This window comes from Streptomyces fodineus (assembly GCF_001735805.1).
Lineage (GTDB): Bacteria > Actinomycetota > Actinomycetes > Streptomycetales > Streptomycetaceae > Streptomyces > Streptomyces fodineus.
Genome location: NZ_CP017248.1, coordinates 6,121,676 through 6,147,509 on the forward strand (window position 1 = coordinate 6,121,676; position 25,834 = coordinate 6,147,509).

Below are 25,834 nucleotides of genomic sequence, written 5' to 3' on the forward strand. Positions count from 1 at the left end.
GGCAGTGCATGAGATCGGTACTCGCCAAGGCGTCCGTCGCCGTCATCGCCGTCGGATCACTCGCGGCCTGCGGCGGCGGATCGGAAGCGGCGAAGACCGCCGGAGGCGACAAGAAGCCTTCCGCGCACGCCTCGCCGCCGGCGCCCGTCCTCAAGCTCGCCGTCCCGGCCGGGTATGACACCTCACGGGGCTGGCAGCTCTCGCAGAAGCAGCTGGGCACGTACGTCATGCTGCCGAAGTCCGGCGCTGTGGCCACGCTGACCAGCGAGGGATCCAGCGGCGGATCCGCCTACCGGGTGACCGTACGGGACGCGGTGACGGGCCAGGTCCGCTGGACGGGTAAGCCGTTCAAGAACCTGTTCGAGGGCGAGGCGCCCCACGTCTTCGTCGCCACCGCCGCCGGCAAGGAATACCTGGTGACCTGGTCCCGGGGGAAGCAGGGCGAGGACGCCCTGTCCAAGGCGAAGAACATGTACACACTGGACATCTACGCCCCCGACGGCTCAGGCGACGCGGTCGCGCCCGCACACCATGTCGAGCTTCCGGCAACCGAGTTCGACGCGGACAACGTCACGGACGGTGGGGAACGCCTGCTGGTACCCGTGGCGGACAAGCGCAGGATCGCCGTGGACGTGGTCACGGGCCGCACCACCACGTACGACACGAGTTCCCTCAAGCCGCCCGCCTGCCCGGCGTGTATGGACGACATCGGCAACGACATCGCCGCCCTGACGGAACGGGACCCAGTGGTGGCCAACGAGGGGGCTGGCGCGTTCGGCATACCTGGTTCCTGGGACGACGACCGGATTGCACCCGCCGAGGCCGATCACGCGACCGGTGAAGTGTGGCCGGGCACCAGTGGGTACCTCATCGCCCGTTGGGAGCAGAAGAACTTCGGCAACCACAACGTGTGGGCCGTCCTCGACAGCAGGACCGGCCAGGTCCTGGCGTCCGTGCTGTGTGCCAAGCCGTCCGTCCCGACGGCGGACAACCCCGACCCGGTGCTTTCCCCGAACGGCCGATACCTCGTCTCGGAACACCTCGCCTTCGACCTTCGGGCGAAGAAGGGGTACTGCTTCGAGGAGACCGACGAGAGCAAGCCCCTCAGCTTCGACTCCGTCACCGACGACGGCACCGCCTACGGCACCTCGCTCACCAAGGGCGAGAGCATGAAGGGGAGCACCGCCCCCGTCCAGCTCTCCCTGGCGACGGGCACCCCGAAGGCGCTGCCCGGTGGCTCTGAGGTACCGATCGCCGACTTCGACGGGGTCGGCGTCTTCGCTCACGACGAGGGCAATGTGCCGTATCTGGTCGTCTACCGGCACAAGGGTTAGGAGCGTGTCTGGGCGGGATCCCGAAGTCGGCCCTGTCGCTCGCCGAGCGCGGCGTGGAGCCAGTCCAGGGATCCCGTCTTCAGTACGGCGTCGGCGAGTTCCTGGCCGCTCTTGGTGGTGATCCTGCCGCGGCTGTTGTCGATCCACCGCTGGACGTTGGCGTACCCCTGATCTCGGTATTCGACCCCCTGGATCATGCACTCCGGCTTGTCCGCGTCCCGAGCGCACCGGGCCTCCAGGGACTCTTTGCCCTCGTACTCGGCGATCAGTTCCTTGATCGCGTCGGCCAGCACCGCGGGCATGCCGGCGACCTGGTCGGCGGTGACCGCCTCGGGGTCGGCCTCGCCCTTGGTGTACTTCTTGCCCAGGTGGTTGACGTCGCCGGTACGGGTCTCCTGGCTGTCGTGCCACACGGCGAGAAACGCGGCTCGGGCCGGGTCCGCTCCTTCGAGCTTCGCGATGATCGTGGCGATGAGGGCGGTGCGCCAGGAATGATCCGCGACGGACTCAGGGTCCTTGACGCCGGCCATCCACCAACCGGTCCGCTTGCTCTGCTTCAGCGTCCCCGCCTCGTACAGGAAACGGGCTACCGCAGTCAGCTCCTCGGACACCATGGGCTCCTCTCATGCCTCAGATGGAGGCGCCCCCACGCCCCTGAGGCAGTGGGGGACGATCTCAGTGATCTTCCTCGCGCCGCCATGTCTCGGACCAGCAGAACCGGCCACACCACGTCATGGTCTGCGATGACGGCCGGTCCCGGGCGCCATCGGTGACCGCGTGGGCGGCAACTCCTCCGACTTCGGAGGGTCGGGGATCGGGGTGAGCGTTGCCGTCGCCCTGCCGCACATGGCTTCCCAGAACTCCCGCCCGCAACGCGTCGGCACCTCTGATGTCATCCGGCTACGCGACAGCGTCAAAGCCCTCGTCCAACTCGACGCCGAGCGGGGAGGACACACCGCCCTCGAACGCGCCGCCCTGGCCGGAGCCGACGAGGCCCTGGGCCTCCAACGTCGCTCCGCCACGCAGCGCGTACGCCAACGCCTTTACGCCGTAGCCTCCGACTTCGTGTCGACCGCGGCTTGGTCGATGATCGACGCAGGGCACCTCGACACCGCCGGCAAGCACCTTGACCGAGCGCTGACCCTCGCCGGAATGTCCCACGACCCGGACATGACCATGCAGGTGTGGAATCTGCGCGCCATGCTCGCCCGCCAGCGGAAGGACTTCGGCGAAGCCGTCACCGCTGCCGAGGCCGCACAGGCAACGACCATCACCCGCCGCAGCCCCCTGCACGCCTCCCTCGCCCACGCCCGAGCAGCAGTCAGCCTCGCGCATGCCGGAGACAGGCGTGCGGCCCTGCGTTCTCTCGGCCGCGCCGAGGACGCTTTAGGCCGCTCGGATGTGTCCGCCCCGCAGTCGAGTTGGATCACCTTCTACGGGCCCGCAGAGCTGTACTCACTCACCGCCATCGTCCAGGACCTCGTAGGCGATCCGGCGCAGGCCGAGGCGGCCTCCTACAGGGCACTCGGCGCGCTCCCGGACGCCTACCGGCGCAATCGCGCACATACCACTGTGCGCCTTGCCCTCGCCCAACTCCACCAAGGTGACGTCGAGCAGGCATGCGCCACCAGCGCCGACGCGTTCGAGATCATGGCTGGTGACCCGTTGCCCGGCCGCATGCGCCAACTCCTGGGCGACTTCCACCGCGACCTGATCACCTTGGCGTCTCCACACGTCGCGTACGAGTGGACCGATCGCTACCGGACCGAATGGACTACCGCATGACCACGGCAGCCGTCGAACTCCGCTACTACGGCCAGGACGACCTGTCCGGCATCAGGCAGACCCTTCTTGACATCCATGCCGACGCATACGCCGACGACATGACCGAGTTCGATGAGCGGTTCCCCTGGTTCGTGGACCACTGGGGAGGCAACCCGGGATTCTCCTGCGTCATCGGCTATGACGGTGACGAGCCGATCGGCTTCGCGTACGGGGCCCCGGCCGCCCCAGGCCGCGAGTGGTGGCGCGAGCATCTGACCGAGCCTCTTGCGGATGACTCGACGTTCAGTGTGTCCGAGCTGATGGTGCGGCCGAAGTGGCGCAAGACCGGCACCGCTGAGCGCCTGCATGCGGCACTTCTCGTGAACCGGCCGGAGGCGCTGGCCGTGCTCCTGGTCGACCCGGATCATCCCAAGGTACAGGCACTCTACGAGACGTGGGGTTACCGGAAGATCGGCAACCGTCAGCCCTTCCCGGACTCGCCGAACTTCGCCGTGATGCTTCGCGACCTGCGCTGACCTGTACACCGAGCTAAGCCGCGACCCCGGTGACCGGCGCCGCCGACGCCACCCCGGCCTCATACAGCGCATGAGCAACCCGCAGCACCAGATCGTCCCGGTGCCGGGCGGCCACCAGCTGCATCCCCACGGGTAGCCCGTCCCCGTCCGTTCCCACCGGGACCGTCGCCGCCGGCTGCTGGGTCAGGTTGAACGGGTAGGTGAAGGGGGTCCAGCCCGTCCAGCGGCGGTGGGCCGCACCCCGCGGTGCCTCCGTGCCCGCCTCGAACGCCGTCAGTGGCAGGGTCGGGGTGACCAGCAGGTCGTAGCGCTCGTGGAAGCGGCCCATGCGCCGGCCGAGGTCCATGCGGACGTCGACGGCGGCCAGGTAGTCCAGTGCGCTGAAGCGCGCGCCCTGCACACAGATCTCGCGCAGGCCGGGGTCCATCAGCTGGCGTTTGCGGGGGGAGAAGCGCTGGGTGAGGCGGGCCGCGCCGCTGAACCACAGGGTGTGGAAGGCCTCCACCGGGTCGCTGAGGTCGGGGTCGGTCTCCTCGACGTACGCGCCGAGGTCGGCCAGACGGGCCACCGTGCGCCGTACCGCCGCCGCGACCGCCGGCTGGACCGCGACCTGGCCGCCGAGAGAAGGGGAGTACGCCACCCGGAGGCCGTGCACCCCGGCGTGCAGGGCCTCGGTGAAGGAGAGCGGTGCGGGCGGCAGGGCCGACCAGTCGCGGGCGTCCGGCGCGCCGATGACGTCCAGCAGCAGGGCCGCGTCCGCCGCGTCCCGGGTCATCGGGCCCGCGTGGGAGAGGGTGCCGAACGCGCTCGCCGGGTACAACGGCACCCTGCCGTACGTCGGTTTCAGGCCGAAGATCCCGCAGAACGCGGCCGGGATCCGGATGCTGCCGCCGCCGTCCGTACCCAGCGACAGCGGGCCCGCGCCGAGCGCCACGGCCGCCGCGCTGCCCCCGCTGGAGCCGCCGGCGGTGCGGGAGCGGTCGTGCGGGTTGCGGGTGATCCCGGACAGCGGGGAGTCCGTCACGCCCTTCCAGCCGAACTCCGGGGTCGTCGTCTTGCCCAGGAACACCGCGCCGTGTTCGCGGAGCCGGGCCACCGCGGGGGCGTCGTCCTCCCAACTCCCTTGTTCCGAGACCGCCCTGGAGCCGCGCAGGGTCGGGTGGCCGCGCAGCAGGAAGACGTCCTTGACCGTCACCGGTACCCCGTCCAGCGACCCCGCCGGTTCGCCGCGCCGCCAGCGTTCCTGCGACTCGCGGGCCCGGGCGAGTGCGTCCTCCTCGGTGAGGCGGACGAACGCGTTCACCTCCGGCTGGATCCGGCGGGCCCGTTCCAGGGCCTGTGCGGTCGCCTCCACGGGGCTGAACTCGCCCTTGCGGTAACCCTCGAGGAGCTGTACGGCGGTGAGGTCGGTGAGCTGCATGCACCCTCCAAGAGGTCCAAGGGGTCCAAGAGGTCAGTGGCCGGGGACGTATCCGCGTTTCTTGTCGACCACGTTCACCAGTGATCTGCCCGCCGCCCACCGCTCGTACAACTCCACGAACTGCTTACCCAGTTCGTCCCGCCAGCCGACCGTGTCCCCGCTCATGTGCGGGGAGACGATCAGCCCCGGAAGGTTCCACAACGGGCTGTCCTCGGGGAGGGGTTCGGTGGTGAAGACGTCCAGGGCGGCGCCCGCGATCCAGCGCCGGGTCAGGGCCTGGGCGAGGGCGTCCTCGTCGACGAGCGGGCCGCGGCCGACGTTGATGAAGAACGCGGACGGCTGCATCACGCCGAAGCGGTGGGTGTCGAACATGCCGTACGTCTGCTCGGTCAGCGGCGCCGCCGCGATCACCCAGTCCGCGCGGGAGACCAGCCGGTCCAGGTCGGCCGGGCCGTGGATGCCCGTCCGCGGCACCCGCCCGACCAGCGCCGTCGTCACACCGAGCGCCTTCAGGGTGCGTACGATCGCCCGGCCGATCGGCCCCGAACCGACCACGCACGCGCGCGTGCCCGCAACCCGCCGGCCCTCCCGGTGCCGCCAGGTCCGCTCCCGCTGGTGCTCAAGCGTGCGCGGCAGATCCTTGGCGACCGCCAGCACCAGGGCCGCCACGTACTCGGCGATCGGCTGGTCGAAGATCCCGCGCGCGTTCGTGACCACCGTGTCGGACGCGGCCAGCTCCGGGCCCATCAGATGGTCCACGCCCGCGCTCGCCGTGTGCACCCAAGCCGGGCGCGGCCCCTCGCCGGGCCAGGCCTCGCGGACCGCGTGCGAGGTGAAGTCCCACACCAGCAGGACGTCCGCCTGCGGCAGCCGCTGGGCCAGATGGGCGGCGTCCGTGTGCACGATCCGGGCGCGGCCGGTCAGCCGGCCGAGGCGCGGTGGCGGGTCGGCGTCCAGGACCAGGAGGGTCGGCAGGGTCGTCATACGGGGCGGCTCCGGGCGTCTGACGTGCACGGATTATGCGCGGATTGACCACGCTCGCACCCGAACCTACCTTCGTCAACACGGGCGCATTCGCGATCCGTTGCCCACTCGTCTCCCAGCGTGAGGCCGGTGCCAGAGATGGACGTCTCCTTTCTCGGCGGTCCCCGCCCTCAGCGTGGGGTCGGGGTGGTGGCTCCCTTCGACTTCGCCCTCGATCGTGAGCTGTGGCGCTGGGTGCCCGACGAGGTGTCGCTGCATCTGACCCGGACCCCGTTCGTGCCGGTCGAGGTGAGCCTGGATCTGGCCCGGCTGGTGAGCGAGCACGAGACCCTCGGTGACGCCGTGCGCGCGCTGACCGCCGTCGCGCCCGAGGTCGTCGCCTACGCCTGCACCTCCGGCAGCTTCGTAGGCGGGATCGCCGGGGAGCGGTCGATGTGCGCCGCGATGCGCCTGGCGGGGGCGCCGCCCTCGGTGACCACCTCCGGTGCGCTGCTTCAGGCGCTGGCCGAGCTGCGGATCCGGCGGGTCGCGCTGGTCACGCCGTACACGGTGTCCGTGACCCGGGCGCTGGAGGACTTCGTCGCCCAGGCCGGTGTACAGGTCACCGGGTGCGCCTTCATGGGGCTGACCCGGGAGATCTGGCGGGTGCCGTACCGGGACGTCGTCGCCATGGCCCGGCAGGCGGTCCGGCCCGGTACCGCCGACGCGCTCTTCATCTCCTGCACCAATCTGCCCACGTACGACGTGATCCCCCAGCTGGAGGCCGAGCTGCGCATCCCCGTGCTGTCTGCCAACCAGGTCACGATGTGGGCAGCGCTGCGCCGACTGGGTACCCGGGCCGTGGGGCCGTATCAGGCGCTGCTGGACGAGTCGGCGCGCGCCTGGCCGCCCGCCTTGCCGGAAGAGACGCAGGAACACCAAGAAGGGCCGTCATGACCGCACTCGGATTCCTCTACCCGGGCCACTCCGCCGAGGACGACTATCCACGCATCGAGCAGCTTCTGGGCAGCGACATCCGGGTGGACCTGGTCCACACCGACATCGGCGAGGACGCGCACCGGGTGGCGGCGCTGCGCGAGATGGGTTCCGCCGAGCGGCTCGCGGCGGGCATGGAGACCCTGCGGCTGACCGGCGCCGAGACGGTGGTGTGGGCCTGCACCAGCGGCGGCTTCGTACACGGCTGGGAGGGCGCCCAGGACCAGGTGCGCACGCTCGCCCGGCTGGCCGGGATGCCCGCGTCCTCGACGTCGTTCGCCTTCGTGCACGCGGCCCGGGAGCTCGGGGTACAGCGGATCGCGGTCGGGGCGACCTACCCGGAGGACGTCGCCGAGCTGTTCACGGACTTCCTGCGGGCCGGCGGCCTGGAGGTGACCGGGATGCGCTCCTCGGGGATCATCACGGCCGCGGAGGTCGGCACCTGGGGCGAGGAGGACGTGCTGACGCTGGCCCGGGCGGCGGACGTCCCGGATGCGGAGGCGGTACTGCTCCCGGACACGGCCCTGCACACGGCCGCGCATCTGCCGCTGCTGGAGAAGGCGCTGTCCAAGCCGGTGCTCACGGCCAACCAGGTGACGGTGTGGGAAGGGCTGAGGCTCGCGGACCGGAGGGTGAACGCGCCGACGCTGGGGACGCTGTTCACCCGGGAGCCCCTGGTCCAGGTACGGGAATAAGCGGAGACTGCCTCCTGTTAGTGGCCGCAGGACAGCCCACGCCACACACAGGAGGCCCACACCGTGTCCGCAGCCGAGGCAGACGAGATCCGGGGCACGACGCACGGGACCGCCCCCGTCCCCCTCTCCGTACTGGACCTGGTGACCGTCGGCGCGGGCAGTACCGCCTCCGACGCCCTGCGCACCAGCGTGGCGCTGTCCCGGTTCGCCGAGGCGCGCGGCTTCCACCGGTACTGGGTGGCCGAGCACCACTCCATGCCCGGCGTCGCCTCCTCCTCGCCCGCCGTGATCCTCGCCCACCTCGCCGCCCACACCGACCGCATCCGGCTCGGCTCGGGCGGCGTCATGCTGCCCAACCACGCCCCGCTGGTGATCGCCGAGCAGTTCGGCACGCTGGAGGCGATGGCACCGGGCCGGATCGACCTCGGCCTCGGGCGCGCGCCCGGCACGGACGGCGCCACGGCCGCGGCCCTGCGCCGTACCGGCACCCTGAACGAGGGCGCCGACGACTTCCCGGAGCAGCTCGCCGAACTCACCCGCTTCCTGGACGACGACTTCCCCGACGGGCACCCCTACCGCCGTATCCACGCGATCCCCGGCCCCGTCCAGGCCACCGCCCCCGGCGGCGTCCAGTCCCCGCACCGCCCGCCGGTCTGGCTGCTCGGCTCCTCCGGGTTCAGCGCCCGCCTCGCCGGCCTGCTGGGCCTGCCGTTCGCCTTCGCGCACCACTTCTCCGCGCAGAACACCATCCCGGCCCTGGACCTGTACCGGCAGACCTTCCGCCCCTCCGCGGTCCTCGACGAGCCGTACGCCCTCATCGGCGTCTCCGCCCTCGCCACCGACGACGAGCGCGAGGCCCGCCGCCAGACCCGGGCGATGGCCCTGAACATGCTCCGGCTGCGCACCGGCCGGCCCGGCCTCTTCCCCGACCCGGACGAGGCCGAGAAGCACGAGTTCAGTCCGATGGAGGAGGAGTTCATCACCTCCTGGACGTCCAACATCGTGCACGGCACCGCCGACGAGGTCCGCTCCGGCCTGGACGACCTGCACAAGCGCACGGGCACCGACGAGCTCATGCTGGTCAGCCACGCCCACCGAGGCGAACTACGGCTCCGCTCCTACGAATTGATCGCGGACGCCTACGGCCTGCCGACCGCGTAGGCCTGCGCGCCGAGGCGATCGCCGCCCACTTCGTACGGGCCCGTGCCGGGGTCCGGGACGGTCAGAGCCGGGGACAGGCCTTGGCGCCGAGGAGTTCGGAGATACGATCCGGCGGCACCGGCCGGGAGTACAACCAGCCCTGGCCGGTGTCGCAGCCGATGCGGCGCAGGCGGGTGGCCTGGGCCGAGGTCTCCACGCACTCGGCGGTGACCGTGATGCCGAGCCGGTGGGCGAGCTGGATCATCGCCTCGACGATGACCTCGTCGGCCGGGTTGGGGATGATCGCCGGGTTCTTGTCGGCCTCGTACTGGAAGCCCCGTACGAAGGACCCGTCGAGTTTGAGCGTCGAGACCGGCAGGCGGCTGAGGTAGGCGAGGTTGGAGTAGCCGGTGCCGAAGTCGTCGATGGCGATGCGTACGCCCATGTCGCTGAGGGCCTGCAGGGCCTGCAGCGGGCGGCCGGCCGAGCCCATCACCGCCGACTCGGTCAGCTCCAGCTGGAGCAGATGCGGGGCGAGCCCGGTCTCGGCCAGGATCTGCGCCACGTCGGCCACCAGGTCGGAGTCCCACACCTGCCGTACGGCCACGTTGACGCTGACGAAGATGGGCGGGTCCTCGGGGTGGTCCAGCTGCCAGCGGCGGGCCTGGCGGCAGGCGGTGGCCAGGGCCCAGCGGCCGAGCTGCACGATCGAGCCGTCCTCCTCGGCCAATCCGATGAACCGATTCGGCGTCAGTGTGCCGAACTGAGGATGATTCCAGCGGATCAACGCCTCGACCCCGGAGAGGCGGCCGTCCTCCATGCCGACCAAGGGCTGGTACTCCAGGGCGAATTCGCCTCGCTCGATGGCGGGGCGCAGGGTGGAGGACAGGGCCTGACGGGTCATCCGGTGCGCGTTGCGCTCGGGGTCGAACAGGGTCCAGCGGGCCTTGCCGTCGGCCTTCGCCCAGTACAGGGTCGTATCGGCCGCCTGCATCAGACCGGTGGCCGTCGTACCGGCCGCATGGCGTTCCACGACGCCGATGGACACGCTCAACGACAGCCGCTGCCCGGCCAGATCGAACGGCTCCTCCAGCGCCTGGAGCGCCGACTCGGCGAGATCGGCGAGTTGTTCGGTGCCGGTGGAGTCCTCGACCAGCAGGGCGAACTCGTCGCCCCCCAGCCGGGCCACCAGCGGGGTGACGGCGCGGGCGTAGCCGGCCTCGTCGGCCACCCGGGTCAGGCGCTCGGCCACGGCCGCCAGCAGGCGGTCGCCGACGCGGTGGCCGAGGGTGTCGTTGACCGCCTTGAAGCCGTCGAGGTCCAGATAGCACAGGCCGATCCGGCCGGTGCCGCTCTGCTCGTACGACTCCGCCTCCAGCGCGGCCGAGAGCCGCTCGAAGAACAGTGTGCGGTTGGGCAGCCGGGTCACCGGGTCGTGCATCTGCAAGTGCCGCAGCCGCGCCTGGAGTTCACGGCGGGCGCTGATGTCGGCGACCGAGAGCAGGACGCCGGGCTCGCCGCCGGTGAGCGGGGCGATGGTGACCTGCACCCACACCGAGTGCCCCTCGGGGTGTTTCAGGCGGCGGGTGCAGCGCAGCTTCGCCTGCCGGCCGCGCAGGACCTCGCGGTAGGCGTGCCAGCTGCGCGCGTCCGAGGCGAGGTCGACGAGGTCCGCGGCGACCCGGCCGGTGAGTGTGTCCGGATCCGTGCCGAGCAGCTCGCCGAAGGCCGCGTTGGCGGCGGCGACGAGTCCCGCGCGGTCCACGACGGCCATGGCGAGCGGGGCAGCCGCGAAGACACGGTGGTAGGTGGTGTGGTCACTGTCTGTGACGGCTGACCGGTCGAGGTCTGCCGCGGGCGTCGGCCCTTCGGACGTTCCGCTCACCGCTCGCTCCCGCAGTGCACTCGATCTCTGTCCGTGCCGGAAAGTGTGCCGATCATAGAGGCTGGCCCCGGGCCCTTCCAGCCACTGTCCAGTGTCCCGGACGGAGTACAGGTTCTGACAGATCGTTTCTGCCCGCACGTGGACGGCTTCTTCAGGCCCCCGACCAGTTGTGACGTTCCGTGAGTGTTCCGGGGTGTCGGGCGTCGGAGCGCGCGGGCGCGTCCGGGGGGCGCACTCACCCTTGTGGTGCAGGCGAACAGGGCATAGCGCAATCAATACCATCAATCTGGATGTGGGTCCCGCGAACCGCATCCGGAGGTCATGTCCGTGCCCAAGCTGCGCACCGCCGCCGCCGTGTGCACCACGCTGTCGGCGCTCGCCGCGACCTCGATCCTCTCCGGCCCGTCGGTCGCCGGACCCTTCTCCACGGCGCCCTGCGCCCTGCACCGCAGCGACGCCCACCACTCCGAGGGCGTGGACAGCTGGAACCCGGACTACACCCGCCCGACCGGCAGGCTCGACGCCGTGCTGGTCTTCCTCTCCTTCCCGGACGCCACCCCGCACAGCACCCCCGCCGAGCTGACCGCGGATCACTTCCCGGCCACCAGCCGGTACTACGAGCAGGCCTCCTACGGCCGCTTCACCCTCCGCCCGCACCCCCTGAAGCACTGGCTGCGCATGCCCAGGCCGTCCACGGCGTACGCCATAAGGCGGGACTGGAGTGCGGAGAACCGGGCCGCCTACCTGCGGGACGCGTTCGCGGCGGCCGACAAGGAGGTCGACTTCTCCCGCTACCAGGTCGTGTACTTCGTCGCCGACCCGGGCGCGCCGGGCGTCGACTCGGACGCCACGAAAGTGGTGAACCTCGACACACCCATCCGTGTGGACGGCACCGATGTCCGCCGGGTCGTCACCGTGTTCGAGAAGCACCCGCCGGACCGGCTGGTCCTCGCCCATGAGACCGGCCATGTCTTCGACCTGCCCGACCTCTACCACCGCCCGGTCGACGGCAAGGGCGACTGGGACACCTACGTCGGCGACTGGGACCTGATGGGCAGCCAGTTCGGGCTGTCACCCGACCTGTTCGCCTGGCACAAGTGGAAACTGGGCTGGCTGGATCCGCGCCAGGTGGTGTGCGTGCGCGGCGCGGGGCCGGCCCGGCTGACCCTGGAACCGCTGGAGGCCGGTCCGGGGATCCCGGTGCAGGGCACGGCGGGCGCCCCCGCCTTCGGCCTCGGGCACGGGGTCAAGCTGGCGATCGTCCGCACCGGCACCGACAGCGCCCTGGCCTTCGAGGCGCGCGGCCCGGCCGCGAACGACCGGGCCGGCTGCCGGCAGGGGGTGCTGGTGTACCGGATCAAGGGCGGCGCCGAGTCGGGCGGCGGCCCGGTGGAGGTCGTCGACGCCCACCCGCACACCGAGGCCTGCTGGGAGAACTCGGTCTACCCGCCCCTCGCCGACGCCCCGGTCGCCCTCGGTGAGAGCTTCACCGTGCCCGGGGAGGGCGTCCGGGTGGAGGTGGAGGGGCGAACCGCTTCCGGGGCGTGGACGGTGCGGATCACGCCGGGGGTGCATGACGAGTGACTTTCCGGCTTGCGTCCACTGGGCCGACCTGACGGGGGTGCGCAAAAACAACGATGGCGAGGCGGCCCGCGTATTTTGCGGACATGCCTCGCCATCGCCATCGTGCGCCGCCAGGGACTCGAACCCCGGACCCGCTGATTAAGAGTCAGCTGCTCTAACCAACTGAGCTAGCGGCGCCTGCTGACGTCGTAGACATTAGCATCCTGGTCGGCGGGAGGAAAAATCGATATCCGTACGGCGGCGCGGGCGGCTCGCACGGCCGCCCAGAGGACCACCTCCGGGCCCGGCAGCCAGGGGTGACGCGTGTCCGGGGCGACCAGCCAGCGCGCGTCGCCGGGGGTGTCCCGGCCGGCCGGCGCCGGGACGGTCACCGCGTCCCCCGTGCCGTGACACAGCAGCGGCGGCACCGCCTCCGTACGGTTCGAGCCCCACTCCTCCCACGCCAGCAGCGAGGGCAGCCGCTGGGCCGTGCCCGGCGCGGCGAACAGCAGCACGCGGCCCCGGAACATCGCGACCGGGCCCGAGCCCGGCCCGTCGTCCCACAGCCGGTCCAGCATCCGGCGGCCGAAGATCGCCGGCGCGCTCACCACGTCGAAGACGGTGCCGCAGGGCAGGACGACGGGGGCGTCCGGGCGCTCGCCGCAGGAGATCGGCGTGCCGCACGGATACGGGGCCGCCGAGGCGAGCCAGTCGGCGCCGGCGGGGGTGACTCGCGTGACGTTCGGTGTGCTGCTCATGCCACCCAGATGTACCGGGCGTAAGCGCGTCGTTCTTCTGAGTTGCCGAAACCCGGGACAAGGAGGGTGGGGGAGGAGTATCTTGCCCGCCTGGCATATGCCAGGCGGGGTTACTCCTGGGGATTGCTCACGGGTGTTGCTTCTGAGGCTCGCGAGTGACGCGGGCGCCGGGTCACACCGGGTCGGCGGTCGTCCGCCCCTCGGCGTTCCCCCGCATCAGGTCCCGGCCGAACTCGACCATCTTCTTCGCGTAGTCCTCGGTCCACTCCGCCCGGTCGGCGATGTCCGCCGGGGTCAGCCGGTCGAACCGGCGCGGGTCGGCGAGCTGTGCCGCCGCGATGGCCTGGAACTCCACGGCCCGGTCGGCGGCCGCGCGGAACGCCTGGGTCAGCTCGGTGGCCCGGGCCAGCAGCGCCCGCGGATCCTCGATCGACTCCAGGTCGAAGAAGTGCTCGGGATCGGCGGCCGCCTCCGCGGGCTCGAAGATCAGGGGCGCGGGGCGTAGCCGCGGTTCGTTACGACGCGGCGTGGGCTCCGCCATGTCTTGTCTCCTCCTCGTACGCTTCGCTGGGTCCCGCCTACAGGTGGGCCACCGTCCATTGTCCCGCGCGGACGCAAGGGGCCCTCATGACCGCCGGCTCACCCGGCGCCCGGCCGGACGGGCCGGGGCCCGCCGTTTCCGGTCACGGCCGCCAGGTCACCCGGTGTTCGGCCAGATGGGCCAGGACGGCGTGGTTCGCCTCCCAGCCGTCCGGGCTGTGTTCATCGGCCGCCTCCGGCGGCGTGCCGGACTCCGTCCGGCGGGTGGGTGGGGTCGGGTCCGGGGCGGGTCGGCAGGTACCGGTGGCTGGGTCACGGCCGCCAGGTCACCCGGTGTTCGGCCAGATGGGCCAGGACGGCGTGGTTCGCCTCCCAGCCGTCCGGGCTGTGTTCATCGGCCGCCTCCGGCGGCGTGCCGGACTCCGTCCGGCGGGTGGGTGGGGTCGGGTCCGGGGCGGGTCGGCAGGTACCGGTGGCTGGGTCACGGTCGCCAGGTCACCCGGTGTTCGGCCAGATGGGCCAGGACCGCGTGGTTCGCCTCCCAGCCGTCCGGAAACTTCACCAGGGTGCCCAGCTGGACCGGTTCCGTGGACGGGTAGGCGTCCAGGAGGTCGCCGACGCCCTCGCGGCAGACGACGATGCAGGCGTGCCGGTGGCGGGAGGCCAGGACGCACAGGCGGCCCGTCTCCAGGTGGAAGGCGGTGGCGTCGGGGCGGCCGGAGAGCGGGTGCAGGACGACCGTGATGTCGTACTCCCGGCCCTGGAGACGGTTCGCGGTGTCGACCGTGACGTCCGCCACGCCGAGATCGGCGAGTGCCGTACGGACCGCTGCCGCCTGGTCGCGGTGGGCCGTGCCGACGGCGACGCGGTCGGCGGTGAGGGGGGTGGGACACAGTGAGCGTTCAGAGAGTGCCGCGCCGCCCCTGTCCAGCAGACGGCGTACGACCGTCGCCACCGCCCGTACCGCCTCGGGATCCGTGCGCGGGGTGTGCCGGGCCGGCAGCTCCAGCAGGCCCCAGCCGGATTCCGCCGCCTCGTCGATCACCCGGTCCGGGCCGGAGCCGTCCGAGGGGACCGCGAAGGTCAGCCGGCGGTCGCCGTGGCCGGTGCCGCTGCGGAAGGGGGTGTACGGGTAGAACGCGTCGGAGACCAGGGGCGCGGCCGACGCGGGCAGGCGCCAGGAGACCGGCAGGCGGTGCTGGGGCAGGCCGGGGTTGTGGGCCAGGAGGGTGGTCACGGCGGAGGCCGAAGGGTCGTACGACAGGCCCGCCCACTGCTCGCTGCCGACGATCGCGAACGGGTCCAGCTGCCCCGGGTCGCCGACGAACAGCGCCCGCTCGAACAGGCCGGCCACGGCGAGCAGCGCGTCCGAGCGCATCTGGTACGCCTCGTCCACGATCGCGTGCCGCCAGGGCTCGTCCACCTTGACGTGCGCCCACTTCGCGGCCGTGGACAGGACCACCGGCAGGCCGTTCAGCTCGGCCGCCTTCGCCGACGTGCGGACCTGCGGCAGGTCGTCCAGCGCCTTGTCGTAGGCGTCGGTGTCGCTGCTGTGCAGGCGGCCGACCGGCAGCTCCGGGTTCTTCTCGGCGAGCCTCAGGACGAGGTCGTCCACCTGGGCGTTGGTCTGCGCCACGATCATCAACGGGCGCCCCGCGCCGGCCAGTTCGAGGGCCGCGCGGACCACCAGCGTCGACTTTCCGGCGCCCGGCGGGGAGTCCACGACCACGCCGCGCGCCGTGCCGTGCAGGGTGTCCTGGAGGATCGCGTCGGTGGCGCGGGCGGCAGCGGCTCCGGGGTCGAAGTCGACCGTCGTCACAGCACGTCCTCCTCGGTCACGGTGTCGGGGGTCTCCGGCGCGGGCTCACCCGGCGGACCGCCGTGCGTCCACGGGGTCTCCTCCGGGTCGGGCAGCTTCGCGCCGCCGCGCTGCTCGTGCTCGAACAGGGTGAAGCAGACCCGGTCGCCCTTCTCCGGCAGCGAACCGGGCTCCGGCTCCTTGCCGCGGCCCATCTTGTCGACGATCCGCAGGACCAGCACGCCCTCGGTCTCGTAGCCGACGAACTCCGCCGACTGCGGCTTGCCGCCCAGCGAGCGGTACACCTTCGCGCGCTCGGCGAGATGCGGCCGGTCGTCCGTGCGGACCGTCACCAGCGGGCGGGGGCTCGGCCGCTTGCCCTCGCTGTACGCCATGACGACATCCGTGACCTCGCCCGCGAACGCCTCCCCGGCCAGCCGCCGCCCCGCCATCACCAGCGGGTCGTCCAGCGCCTCCTGCGCCTCTAGACGCGCCTGCTCGCGCTCGCGTGTGGCCAGTTTGTTCGCCGCCGTCACCGCGTCGTCCCGGCGCGGCTGCGGGGGCTCGCCCGCCAGGACCCGGTCGCGATGGCCGGTGAAGGACCAGCGGTCACGGGTCCAGCGCTCCTCCACGTGCGCACCCGCGGGCAGCGCGCGCAGCAGGTCCAGGCCCTGCCACACCGCGTCCCAGGTGGGCCGGGTGCGGCTCGCCACCAGGTCGCGGATCTCCCGCTCGGCGGCGGTGAGCACGGCCAGCCGGTCGTCGGCGGCCAGGGCGTCCTCGGCGGCGGCGAGTGCGGTGCGGGCGCGGTCGTAGCGCTCGATCGCCGGGGCCAGCAGCTTGTTGTCGAACGCCGGGTCGGTGGCGGGACCGGCCGGCGGGCACAGCAGCTGGCCGGCGGCGTCGCGGGCGAGTTCCGCCTGCCGGGCGGCCTCGGCGCCGGAGGTGTCCCGCGGAGGGTCGATCCAGGCGAGTAGCGCGCCCAGGTGCTGGTCCTCCAGGCCGGACTGGCCGGTCGCCCAGTGCCGGGACAGCACATCGGTCAGCGCGAGCAGGAGGGAGGAGCCGGGGACCCGGGACCGCTCGCCGTAGTGGGTCAGCCAGCGGCCGAGCAGCGGCACCCGGGGCGGCGCCGGATGGGGCGCCTCGGGGTCCTGCTCCGCGGTCCGGCGAAAACGCATGGAACGGCCCAGCAGCCGTACGAAGTCCAGGCCCGCGCGGCTCGGCACGATCAGCTGGGGCGCGTCCGCGCACAGCTCCACCTCGACCTTGACCCGCTTGCCGGTACCCGGGTCGGTCTCGGTGCGCTCGGCCGCCTCCACGCACTGCGCGTACGAGTCGATGTACGGCAGGACGACATCGGCCAGGTCGGCGAGGAAGGAGAACCGCAGGTCGCGGTCGCGGGGCTGCGGCACGACCAGCAGGCGCGGGGCGTCCCGGTCGGTGCCGACCAGCGCGCCGAGCGGGGCACCGGCCTCACCCGCGGTGGTGAGCGGCACGAACACCAGTGGACGGTCGGACAGATGCCGGTGCCGGACGGTCGCGACGGGCTGGGCCCGGCCGCTGCTGACGGCCTCGAGCCGGGCGAGGGTGGCGATCAGGGACACGGGGCCACCTCCCGGTGGGCCGCGTCCGTCAGCGCCTCCGCGCGCAGGGCCGCCGCCCGGCGCAGGGCCGCGACCGCCGGGTCGGCCGCGTCGCCGCTCTCGCCGCGGGCCGCCGCGAGGACGTCCTCGACCGTGCTCAGACCGCCCAGTTCCGCGCGCAGGGGGCGGCCGAGGCGGGTGACGGCACCCTCCTCGCGGGAGCGTTCCCGGCAGTGGAAGGCCAGTTCGCACGCGGACAGGCACTCCGGCGCGTACGCCGCCGGGACCGCCTCCACGGCTGCCGTCAGCTCCTCGGCACCGCGCTCGGGTGCGAAGCACATGCCTTCCGGCAGGGCGCCGGCGATCTCCTCGATCCGGGTGAGCCGGGCCAGCTGGCGGGCGGTGACCGCGCGCTGCTTGCGGACGTCGACGGCACAGCCCGCGGGCAGGTTGGAGAAGTCCTTCGGGCACACCAGCAGCACCCGGTGATGCACGCGCGGGACGGGATCCAGGCGCGCGGCGACCTCCTCCAGGGCCAGCACGTAGACCGCCGCCTGCCGGGCCGCCGCGCCGACCTTCGCAGGGTCGGCCGAACCGTCCAGCATCGGGAAGGACTTGATCTCCACCACCGACCAGCTGCCGTCCGGGTGCACCACGACCGCGTCCGGCTCCAGGAAGGCGAGCGAGCCGGCCACGTCCAGCGCCAGCATCGGATGGTCCAGCAGCGTCCAGCCGCCCGCGCGCGTGGCCTCGCGCAGCGCCAGCGCCGTACGGGCCGTACGCCCCTCGGGGCCGTGCGCGGTCAGGTCGGGGACGGCGGCCCCTTCCGGTGCTTCGGCGCCCGGGTCGAGGCGGGCGTGCGCCAGCCGCAGCAGTTCCGCGCCGCCGTCCGCCTTCACCCTTGCCTCGAACGCGTTGCCCCGGGTCAGCGCGAACTGCGACTGCCCGAAACCCGACGGCGCGCCCAGCGCGCTCGCCAGCCGCGCCTTGTCCACCCCGGCGCCGTCCAGGATCGCCCGCCGCGCGCACCCGGGGTTCGCGGCGAGCGCCGCGAGGGCGCGCGCGTCCAGGGCCTTGGGCGGTACGTCGGGACCGCGCAGCTCAGCGAGCCGTTGCCGGAGCGCCTTCGCCCGCGTCGCTGGGGGAGGCGTCCGGTGCGGCTCCGCCGTCGAGCTGCGACTCGCGCTGCCGTGGAATTCGCTCACCCGCGGAAGTCTGGCATCCGGCACTGACAATCGGGGAACCCGTGCCGTCCGTGACCGGTGTGCGGCGCGGGAACAACCAAACCCGCAGCAGGTCCAGGACCCGCATCACACGCGGCGCCAGCAGGAGGCCGGCGCCCATCACGGCGACGCCCGCGACCGCGTCCAGGAAGTAGTGGTTGGCGGTGCCCATGACCACGAGCGCGGTGCCCAGCGGATAGACGACGGCGAGGACCTTCGCGAGCCGGGTGCCGCCGTGGCGCCACAGCATCACCCCGCACCACAGCGCCCAGCCGACGTGCAGACTCGGCATCGCCGCGTACTGGTTGGTCATCCCGCCCATGCCGCGCGGAGCGCTCGCCTCCCCGCCCCACCAGCCGTACGAGCTGTAGTGCGCCATGGTGTCCACGAAGCCGTTCGTGGCGGAGAGCAGCCGCGGCGGGCAGGTCGGCAGCAGGGTGAAGCCGATCAGGCCGAAGAACGTGGACGTCATCAGCCAGGTGCGGGCCCGCCGGTAGTGCTCGGCACGGGCCCGGAACAGCCAGATGAGGATGGCGGGCGTCACCAGGTAGTGCAGCGAGGCGTACCAGAAGTCCGCCGGGACACCGAGCCAGGGCTCGCGCGTGAACAGCCGGTTGAGCGGATGCTCGGCGTTGAGGTGCAGGGTCTTCTCGAGCCGCAGGATCGCCAGGCCGTGGTCGACGGCGCCGTGCACATCACCGCGCGCGAGGAGTCGGCCGGCCGAGTAGCAGCCGTAGACCAGGAGGATCAGCGGCAGCTCGGTCCACCAGCGCAGCCGGGTACGCAGGGCCCCCTCGGTGCCCGGTGTCTCGGTCTGCGGCATCCGATGTCCTCCCCCTTGTCGCTCTGCGGTGCCGCCCGGAGGGCGACCGTGCCACTTTACGGCGTACGTATCTCGCCCATGAGGGCGCTCCGGCCCACAAAGACGCCGAGACCGCCCGCCGGGTTGCCCCGACCGGGGGTGAGCGATGATGGAGAAGTCCTCTTGTCTTGTTTCCATGACGTCCGTGTGGCGTCCCGCTCCCGGAAAGGTCCCTCATGGCACCGCGCATCCTGCTGGCCCGGCACGGACAGACGGATTGGTCGCTGTCCGGCAAGCACACCGGCAGGACCGACGTACCGCTGCTGGAAGAGGGCCGGCGCGGGGCCAAGCTGCTCGGCGAGCGACTGCACCGGGCTCCGCTGGACGGGCTGGCCGGGGCGGAGGTGCGCACCAGCCCGCTGGCACGCGCGCGTGAGACGTGCGAACTGGCCGGGTTCGGGGACCGGGCCACGGTGTGGGACACGCTCATGGAGTGGGACTACGGCGCGTACGAGGGCATGACCCCGGCCGAGATCCAGGCCGTGCGGCCGGGGTGGCTGATCTGGCGGGACGGGGTCCCGGAGGGCGAGACCATCGCCGACGTGACCGCGCGAGCGGACGAGGTCGTCTCCTGGGCCCGCTCGGCCGACCGCGACGTCCTGGTCTTCGCCCACGGCCACATCCTCCGCTCCATAGGCGCCCGCTGGCTGGGACTGCCGCTGGAGTTCGCCGCGCGGATACGCCTGAACCCGACCTCGCTGTCCGTCCTGGGCTGGGCCTATGGGGAACCGGCGATCGAGAGCTGGAACGACTTGGGACACCTGGCGGGATAGCCGGGCCCAACTCCCCAGGGGCGCGAGGCCGGCCGGCTGCTACGCCCTCCCCGTCCTCGGCATGGAGGCGTGCCGGTCCAGGAACTCCGACACCCCCGACGCCCGCCGGTGCGGCAGCAGCACCCGCGCTGTTCCCGCCAGCATGCTCTGGATACGCGAGGACTGGACCTCTTCCAGCAAAGCCAGCGCCTGCAAGCCCGCGGCAGCCGCCTCGTCGGGACGCCCCTCACGGGCGAGATCGTCGGCCAGTTCCGCGGTGTAGAGCGCGATGTTCCGCGTGAAGTGCGGATCCTGCAGATGCGCCGCCCGGCGTGCGTGACGGGACGCGCGCCGCCAGTCGCCCAGCATGGACCAGCACTGCGCCTCCAGCCCCTCCAGCTCGGCCTCTCCGTAGAAGCTCATCCACTCGGGGTCGGTGTCCGAGCGGCCCCGGGCGAAGAGGGCCTGGGCCCGGACGAGCGCCTGCTCGCACCCGGTGCGGTCGGCGAGCCCCGCCCAGCCGCCCGCCTCGCGCAGCGCGAGGAGGGACATCAGCCGGGCGGAGCCCAGCGGGCGGGCGGCGCGCTGCGCAGCCTGCGCGGCGCGGACCGCTTCTCGGGGGCGGCCGGCGTCCCGCGCCAGGAACGCGGTGTTGCAGAAGGCGTGCGCCTCCAGCGCGGCGTCCCCGTTCATCCGTGCCGTGGCCAGGGCCTCCGCGTAGTGCGAGCGGGCGTCGTCGAAGCGGCCCGAGTCGTGCGCCAGCCAGCCCACGGAGATGGCGAGTTCACCGGCGCCCGAGTGCAGCCGGTCGGCGGTCGTCTGCCGGGTCGCGCCGGCGTCCAGGAGCGCGTAGGCCGCGCGCAACGGAGCCGCCGCGCGCCGGTAGAGGCCGTCCGCGCCGTGCCGGTCGTCGAGCAGCCGGATCCGGCGGACGGCTTCCTCCAGAGCGGCTGCCTCGGGGCTGCCGGGCCGGCGCGTGGGCCGGACCGCTGCCGCTGCGTCCGTGGTGAGCCCCAGCGGGCTCAGCGTGGCAGCGGCAACCGTGGCGCCTCCGCCGGTCATGAATGCGCGACGTAGCACGTCGCTCTCCTCGTGGTTCAGGTGGTCTCTCGCGTACGGCTCGTACCGCGGGTGCGGGCCGTGCGGTTCGTGCGGTTCGTGCGGGTCGTACGGTTCCTGCGTTTCATACGGCTCGAAGGCTCCCCGTGACTCACCGGACACCTCCGCGACGGCGAGTTCCTCGGGCGTCTCCGCCGCCGTGCGCGCCGCGCGCCCGCGCACGGACGAGCGGGGCGCGAAGCCGAGGTCGGTGAGCGTGCGACCGGGGAACATGTGCAGGAACACCCGTTCGTACGCGTAGTTCGGGCAGCGGATCTCGCCCGCCTCGACCCTGCCGACGTACCGCGCGTCACAGCTCACCCGCTCACCGATCTCGCGCGCGGCGCGCCGTACGAGCGCCGCGAACTCGGCCGGAGAGCGCCTGCCACGCAGTTGTCGGAAAGCGAGGTTCGGCCGGGATGGCCGTTCGGGCAGTGACGCGGTCTCGGTTGACGACGCCATGGCCGGGTCCTCTCGTGCGAACCGTCGAACCATGCCGGATCCGGGGCGGAAACGTGACGAGTTGTCCGAGTGACGCACTGGATCCGGCGGGCATGAACGTACCTGCTGTGAAGGTCCCGCCACGCTGTGTTTGGCTACAAACCGGATATCTCATCCACGATCTGCCATGAAGTGCCATCCTTTGCGGCGCACTTGTGCCGTAGCCGTTGACGCGCTCACGCGTTGCACTCGATGGACCGCAACAGGGCTGTGTGGTGGAGGCCGGCATGGAGACCAGCCAGAGCAACGAACCTTGTACGTCGCCGTCGTCGGCCGAGTCGGGCGACGTGGACGCGGCGGCTTGCGACCTCGTGACGGTACCGGCCCGGCAGGGCCTCGAGGCGGTCGACATCCTGCGGCGCGGCGCCGCCGGTGACACGATGGGGCCCGTGCTGCACGACGGCGGCTGCGCCACCCTCGGCTTCCTGGTCCCGGCCGGCACCGCGGCCGGCTGGGACATGCCGGGCAGCACCTGTACGGAGACCGACGGCCGCGGACTCAGGCTGAACCCCGAGCCGCCGGTGGAGGGCTCCGACTGGCTGCTGCCGCCCGGCGAGGCCGACCTCGCCACCGACCCGGTGGTGCTGCGCCGGGCCCTCGGGGAGGCGGCCCGGCTGATCGAGGCGGCCGACGGCCGCAGCTGAGGGAGCCTTGCCGGCCGGGGGCCGACGGCTGCGGCCGGCAGGCGGCGCCGCTGGTCGGGGGCCCGCCGTCGCCGGTGCGGCGCGGGTCCGGGCGGCCTGCGACAATGGTGCGATGGGCGGGTCCGGCAACGCACGGCAGACACGGCGCACGCGGCGCAGGCCGTCCGCCGCGGAAGCCGTCGTGGAGGCGGTCGACGGCGGGCTCGCGGAGCTCGTCCCCGATCCCGACCGCGGCCGGGCCTGGACGCTGCTGATCGACGGCGCGCCCCAGTCGCACGTCGACCTGGACGACCCCGCCCACCTGTCCTTCGAGTACCAGCGCCGCCTCGGCCATGTCATCGACCTCGTCGCCCCGCCGGGCAAGCCCGTGCACGCCGTCCACCTCGGCGGCGGAGCCTTCACCCTCGCCCGGTACACCGCCGCCACCCGCCCCCGTTCCACCCAGCAGATCGTGGAGCGGGACGCGAGCCTGGTCCAACTGGTCCGCCGGGAGCTGCCGTTGGACCCGAACGCCCGGATCCGGGTGCGCTCGGCCGATGCCCGCGCGGGTCTCGCCAAGGTGCCGGACGGCTGGGCCGACCTGGTCATCGCCGATGTCTTCAGCGGCGCCCGCACCCCCGCCCACCTCACCTCCACCGAGTTCCTGGACGAGGTCCGCCGGGCCCTGAAACCGTCCGGGGTCTACGCCGCGAACCTCGCCGACGGCCCGCCGCTCGCCCATCTGCGCGGCCAGATCGCCACCGCCGCCGCCCGGTTCGCCGAACTCGCGCTGATCGCCGACGCGGCCGTGCTGCGCGGCAAGCGCTTCGGCAACGCCGTCCTGGTCGCCTCCGACGCCCCGCTTCCGCTCGCCGAACTCACCCGGCGGGCCGCCTCCGACCCGCACCCGGGCCGGGTCGAACACGGCAAGCCGCTCACGGACTTCACCGGCGGCGCGACCCCCGTGACGGACGCGGCGGCCGTGGCCTCACCGGCCCCGCCGCCCTCGGTGTTCCGCTGAGGGCTCAGTAGTTGCCGATCTCCACATGCGGCGGCCCGTCGTGCCAGGTGCACATCACCGACACCCGGTCCGTGCCGCTGCTGAACTCCACCCGGATCCACGTCTGCGTCTTCCACACCTGCATCGACCAGCCGGCCCCCGGCGTGGCCGAGACAAGTGTGGCGCTGGACGCGCCCAGGTCGAACACGACCCGGCCGCCGTCGGTGTCGTACGACTTGACCTGGCCGGACGCGGACGACGGGGTGGTGGGGGAAGGGCCCGGTGTCCGCGTGGGTGTGGGAGCCGGGGCCGTCGGCCCGCGTGACGGACGGGTGGACGGGGACGGCCGGTGCGTCGGCGAGCCCAGGGCCTGCGTGGTGGTGTCGGCGGCCGTGACCGGCAGGGCGCGCGGCGGGTCGTACGCCGTCTGGACCATCACCGTGTGCACACCCCACCACGACAGCGTGACCGCCGCTCCCGTCGCGAGCAGCCACGCCAGTACGTGTACGAGTCCTCTGCGCATCGCGGGCCATACTGCCCCAGGAGTACCGCCGTGTGCACATGGTCTGAGTTATCCACAGGCGCCGGACCGGTTCGGCCGCATGGCGTACGGTGCGGCGCATGGCAAGTGTGCTCGTGGTCGAGGACGACCAGTTCGTACGCTCGGCGCTCATCCGGCATCTGACCGACGCCGCACACACCGTGCGCAGCGTGGGTTCGGCACTGGAGGCGCTGCGCGAGGTCGCCCATTTCCGTTTCGACGTGGTCATCCTGGACCTCGGACTGCCGGACCTGGACGGCTCCGAGGCGCTGAAGATGCTCCGCGGCATCACCGACGTGCCCGTCATCATCGCCACCGCCCGGGATGACGAGACGGAGATCGTCCGGCTGCTCAACGCCGGCGCGGACGACTACCTGACCAAGCCGTTCTCCGTGGAACACCTCTCCGCCCGGATCGCGGCCGTGCTGCGCCGGGCCCGCTCCGGCGGCGCGGAGCCCCCGTCGGCATCCGTGCTCCGCGTGGGCGGCCTGACCGTCGACCCGCTGCGCCGCCAGGCCGAGCTGGACGGGGTCCGTCTCGACCTCACCCGCCGCGAGTTCGACCTGCTCGCCTTCCTCGCCGGCCGGCCCGGGGTCGTCGTCCCGCGCAAGGAGCTCCTCGCCGAGGTCTGGCAGCAGTCCTACGGCGACGACCAGACCATCGACGTCCATCTGTCCTGGTTGCGCCGGAAATTGGGGGAGACGGCCGCCCGGCCCCGCTATCTGCACACGCTCAGGGGCGTCGGCGTGAAGCTGGAGCCCCCCATGGACGGGGAGCCGACGCGATGAGATGGGCTCTGGTCAAGGTCTGCCTGGCGGTCACCACGATGGTCGTGGTCGCCTTCGCCGTGCCGCTCGGCCTGGTCGTCAAGGAGATGGCCCGCGACCGCGCGTTCTCCAGCGCCGAGCGGGAGGCCGCGGCGGTCGCGCCCGCGCTGTCCATCACCACCGACCGGGACAAACTGGAGCGGGTCGTGGCCTCCGCCGGTGCCGACTCCGGGATGGCCGTGCATCTGCCCGCAGGCAGCGGCCGGCCCGCGCTCGACCTCGGCCGGCAGCGCGCCGCCGGCCGCGACATCGAGGCCGTACGGAAAATGGGCCGGGCCTCCACGACCACCGTGGCCGGTGGCTCCACCCTGCTCCAGCCGGTCGCCCTCGGCTCCGGCGACATCGCCGTCGTCGAGGTCTACGTCCCCGAGTCCGAGGTGACCAACGGCGTCGGCACGGCCTGGGCGGTGCTCGCGGCGGTCGGCCTCGCGCTGATCGTCGGCTCGGTCGCGGTCGCCGACCGGCTCGGGGTGCGCATGGTGCGGCCCGCCCAGCGGCTGGTCCGGGGCGCGCACGAGCTGGGCGAGGGCAGGCTGGGCGCCCGGGTGCCGGAGGACGGCCCGACCGAACTGCGGCTCGCGGCCGTGGCGTTCAACTCCATGGCCGACCAGGTCGTCCAACTCCTCGCGAACGAAAGAGAGCTGGCCGCCGACCTCTCCCACCGCCTGCGTACGCCGCTCACCGTCCTGCGGCTCAACGCGGCCTCCCTGGGCGGCGGACCGGCCGCCGAGCAGACCCGGGCCGCCGTCGCCCAGCTGGAGCGCGAGGTTGACACCATCATCCGTACGGCCCGGGAGGCCAAGCCGCAGACGGCCGCGGCCGGCCCCGGCGCCGGGTGCGACGCGGCCGAAGTGGTGCGCGAACGCATGGAGTTCTGGTCCGCGCTCGCCGAGGACGAGGGCCGTAAGTGGCGCGTGGCCGGAGTGGACCGGCCGGTGCGCATACCCGTGGCCCGCGCCGACCTGGCCGCGGCCCTGGACGCCCTGCTCGGCAATGTGTTCCGGCACACCGCCGAGGGCACCGCCTTCGCGGTCGACGTGCACAACGGCGAGGACGCGGTGATCATCCTGGTCTCCGACGCGGGCCCCGGCATACCCGACCCGGACGCGGCGATGGCCCGTGGCCGCGGTTCCGGAAACGCCGGTTCGACCGGCCTCGGCCTCGACATCGTGCGCCGGCTCGCCGAGGCCACCGGCGGGGACGTGCGGATCGGCTCCTCGGTGCTGGGCGGCGCGGAGGTGCGGCTCTGGTTCCAGCTCGATGGGCGGGCGCCGGCCGGGCGGGGGCACGGGGGGCGGGTGCGCAGACGCCGGTCGGGCAAACCGGTCCTGACTGGTCTCGACCATTAATCGCCCCCGATCCCTTCCTTAAGCGAACCCTAAGGTCTGCAACCGCCGCCCCGATCAAGCGATTTGTCCGATTCCGGATC

General features: G+C 72.6%; 24 protein-coding genes and 1 tRNA gene. 12 read left to right on the forward strand and 13 right to left on the reverse strand.

Translation table 11 applies throughout. From position 1 onward, the window contains the following. Window positions 1-8 precede the first annotated feature (8 nt). Window positions 9-1,334 carry a hypothetical protein gene (locus BFF78_RS26320; RefSeq protein WP_069780656.1) on the forward strand — a complete coding sequence of 442 codons (1,326 nt, stop codon included), beginning with the start codon at window positions 9-11 and terminating at the stop codon, window positions 1,332-1,334. On the opposite strand, the gene BFF78_RS26325 is transcribed toward BFF78_RS26320, so the two are convergent. Then, window positions 1,331-1,945, reverse strand: a complete 615-nt coding sequence (locus BFF78_RS26325) for an HD domain-containing protein (protein WP_069783822.1) — start codon at window positions 1,943-1,945, stop codon at window positions 1,331-1,333. The genes BFF78_RS26320 and BFF78_RS26325 overlap by 4 nt on opposite strands. Before the next feature lie 235 nt (window positions 1,946-2,180). Between BFF78_RS26325 and BFF78_RS26330 the strand changes: the two genes are divergently transcribed. Then, on the forward strand, window positions 2,181-3,119 hold the full coding sequence (locus BFF78_RS26330) for a hypothetical protein (protein ID WP_069783823.1): 939 nt from the start codon (window positions 2,181-2,183) through the stop codon (window positions 3,117-3,119). After that, window positions 3,116-3,634, forward strand: coding sequence for a GNAT family N-acetyltransferase (locus BFF78_RS26335; protein ID WP_069780657.1), 519 nt, complete (start codon window positions 3,116-3,118; stop codon window positions 3,632-3,634). Before BFF78_RS26330 ends, BFF78_RS26335 begins: the two co-directional genes overlap by 4 nt. 13 nt (window positions 3,635-3,647) lie before the next feature. Here the strand turns inward: BFF78_RS26335 and BFF78_RS26340 are convergent, their stop codons facing one another. Then, window positions 3,648-5,054: an amidase gene (locus tag BFF78_RS26340; protein WP_069780658.1), complete on the reverse strand. Its 1,407-nt coding sequence runs from the start codon at window positions 5,052-5,054 to the stop codon at window positions 3,648-3,650. A gap of 33 nt (window positions 5,055-5,087) precedes the next feature. Next, window positions 5,088-6,038: a D-2-hydroxyacid dehydrogenase gene (locus BFF78_RS26345; RefSeq protein WP_069780659.1), complete on the reverse strand. Its 951-nt coding sequence runs from the start codon at window positions 6,036-6,038 to the stop codon at window positions 5,088-5,090. 138 nt (window positions 6,039-6,176) lie between these two features. Here BFF78_RS26345 and BFF78_RS26350 point away from each other — a divergent pair, with 138 nt between their 5' ends. From BFF78_RS26350 to BFF78_RS26360, 3 genes are all read left to right on the forward strand, one after another. After that, entirely contained in the window at window positions 6,177-6,974 is a 798-nt protein-coding gene (locus tag BFF78_RS26350) for a maleate cis-trans isomerase family protein (protein WP_069780660.1), read from the forward strand. Beyond that, entirely contained in the window at window positions 6,971-7,708 is a 738-nt protein-coding gene (locus tag BFF78_RS26355) for a maleate cis-trans isomerase family protein (protein ID WP_069780661.1), read from the forward strand. Before BFF78_RS26350 ends, BFF78_RS26355 begins: the two co-directional genes overlap by 4 nt. Before the next feature lie 63 nt (window positions 7,709-7,771). After that, window positions 7,772-8,869, forward strand: coding sequence for an LLM class flavin-dependent oxidoreductase (locus BFF78_RS26360; RefSeq protein WP_069780662.1), 1,098 nt, complete (start codon window positions 7,772-7,774; stop codon window positions 8,867-8,869). A 61-nt stretch (window positions 8,870-8,930) separates the two neighbouring features. On the opposite strand, the gene BFF78_RS26365 is transcribed toward BFF78_RS26360, so the two are convergent. Continuing rightward, complete coding sequence (locus BFF78_RS26365; RefSeq protein ID WP_069780663.1) at window positions 8,931-10,733, reverse strand: putative bifunctional diguanylate cyclase/phosphodiesterase; 1,803 nt, start codon at window positions 10,731-10,733, stop codon at window positions 8,931-8,933. Between the two features lie 321 nt (window positions 10,734-11,054). Between BFF78_RS26365 and BFF78_RS26370 the strand changes: the two genes are divergently transcribed. After that, window positions 11,055-12,317 (forward strand): M6 family metalloprotease domain-containing protein, encoded by a 1,263-nt coding sequence (locus BFF78_RS26370; protein WP_069780664.1) that lies wholly within the window; start codon window positions 11,055-11,057, stop codon window positions 12,315-12,317. A gap of 103 nt (window positions 12,318-12,420) precedes the next feature. Here the strand turns inward: BFF78_RS26370 and BFF78_RS26375 are convergent. The 7 genes from BFF78_RS26375 to BFF78_RS26405 all read right to left on the reverse strand — a co-directional run bounded on the left by BFF78_RS26375 (window position 12,421) and on the right by BFF78_RS26405 (window position 19,024). Beyond that, window positions 12,421-12,494: transfer RNA gene (locus BFF78_RS26375), tRNA-Lys, on the reverse strand. Continuing rightward, window positions 12,485-13,054: a hypothetical protein gene (locus BFF78_RS26380; RefSeq protein ID WP_069780665.1), complete on the reverse strand. Its 570-nt coding sequence runs from the start codon at window positions 13,052-13,054 to the stop codon at window positions 12,485-12,487. The genes BFF78_RS26375 and BFF78_RS26380 overlap by 10 nt, the downstream gene beginning before the upstream one ends. 172 nt (window positions 13,055-13,226) lie before the next feature. Next, window positions 13,227-13,595: a hypothetical protein gene (locus BFF78_RS26385; protein WP_069780666.1), complete on the reverse strand. Its 369-nt coding sequence runs from the start codon at window positions 13,593-13,595 to the stop codon at window positions 13,227-13,229. Window positions 13,596-14,075: 480 nt separating this feature from the next. After that, window positions 14,076-15,413 carry an AAA domain-containing protein gene (locus tag BFF78_RS26390; protein WP_069780667.1) on the reverse strand — a complete coding sequence of 446 codons (1,338 nt, stop codon included), beginning with the start codon at window positions 15,411-15,413 and terminating at the stop codon, window positions 14,076-14,078. Continuing rightward, on the reverse strand, window positions 15,410-16,999 hold the full coding sequence (locus BFF78_RS26395; RefSeq protein ID WP_069780668.1) for a hypothetical protein: 1,590 nt from the start codon (window positions 16,997-16,999) through the stop codon (window positions 15,410-15,412). Before BFF78_RS26395 ends, BFF78_RS26390 begins: the two co-directional genes overlap by 4 nt. Beyond that, window positions 16,990-18,183, reverse strand: coding sequence for a hypothetical protein (locus BFF78_RS26400; RefSeq protein WP_418346689.1), 1,194 nt, complete (start codon window positions 18,181-18,183; stop codon window positions 16,990-16,992). Before BFF78_RS26400 ends, BFF78_RS26395 begins: the two co-directional genes overlap by 10 nt. Next, window positions 18,080-19,024, reverse strand: a complete 945-nt coding sequence (locus BFF78_RS26405; protein WP_069780669.1) for a phosphatase PAP2 family protein — start codon at window positions 19,022-19,024, stop codon at window positions 18,080-18,082. The genes BFF78_RS26400 and BFF78_RS26405 overlap by 104 nt, the downstream gene beginning before the upstream one ends. Before the next feature lie 215 nt (window positions 19,025-19,239). Here BFF78_RS26405 and BFF78_RS26410 point away from each other — a divergent pair, with 215 nt between their 5' ends. After that, a complete protein-coding gene (locus BFF78_RS26410) occupies window positions 19,240-19,836 on the forward strand; it encodes a histidine phosphatase family protein (protein WP_069780670.1) in 597 nt (198 codons plus the stop codon). 39 nt (window positions 19,837-19,875) lie between these two features. Here the strand turns inward: BFF78_RS26410 and BFF78_RS26415 are convergent, their stop codons facing one another. Continuing rightward, on the reverse strand, window positions 19,876-21,375 hold the full coding sequence (locus tag BFF78_RS26415; RefSeq protein WP_069780671.1) for a hypothetical protein: 1,500 nt from the start codon (window positions 21,373-21,375) through the stop codon (window positions 19,876-19,878). Between the two features lie 266 nt (window positions 21,376-21,641). Here BFF78_RS26415 and BFF78_RS26420 point away from each other — a divergent pair, with 266 nt between their 5' ends. Beyond that, window positions 21,642-22,058: a hypothetical protein gene (locus tag BFF78_RS26420; protein WP_069783825.1), complete on the forward strand. Its 417-nt coding sequence runs from the start codon at window positions 21,642-21,644 to the stop codon at window positions 22,056-22,058. Between the two features lie 112 nt (window positions 22,059-22,170). Beyond that, a complete protein-coding gene (locus tag BFF78_RS26425) occupies window positions 22,171-23,058 on the forward strand; it encodes a spermidine synthase (protein WP_069780672.1) in 888 nt (295 codons plus the stop codon). A 4-nt stretch (window positions 23,059-23,062) separates the two neighbouring features. On the opposite strand, the gene BFF78_RS26430 is transcribed toward BFF78_RS26425, so the two are convergent. Next, window positions 23,063-23,560 carry a superantigen-like protein SSL4 gene (locus BFF78_RS26430; protein WP_069780673.1) on the reverse strand — a complete coding sequence of 166 codons (498 nt, stop codon included), beginning with the start codon at window positions 23,558-23,560 and terminating at the stop codon, window positions 23,063-23,065. 98 nt (window positions 23,561-23,658) lie between these two features. Here BFF78_RS26430 and BFF78_RS26435 point away from each other — a divergent pair, with 98 nt between their 5' ends. Further along, window positions 23,659-24,366 carry a response regulator transcription factor gene (locus BFF78_RS26435; protein WP_069780674.1) on the forward strand — a complete coding sequence of 236 codons (708 nt, stop codon included), beginning with the start codon at window positions 23,659-23,661 and terminating at the stop codon, window positions 24,364-24,366. After that, entirely contained in the window at window positions 24,363-25,754 is a 1,392-nt protein-coding gene (locus BFF78_RS26440) for a sensor histidine kinase (RefSeq protein ID WP_069780675.1), read from the forward strand. Before BFF78_RS26435 ends, BFF78_RS26440 begins: the two co-directional genes overlap by 4 nt. The last annotated feature ends 80 nt before the right edge of the window (window positions 25,755-25,834 follow it).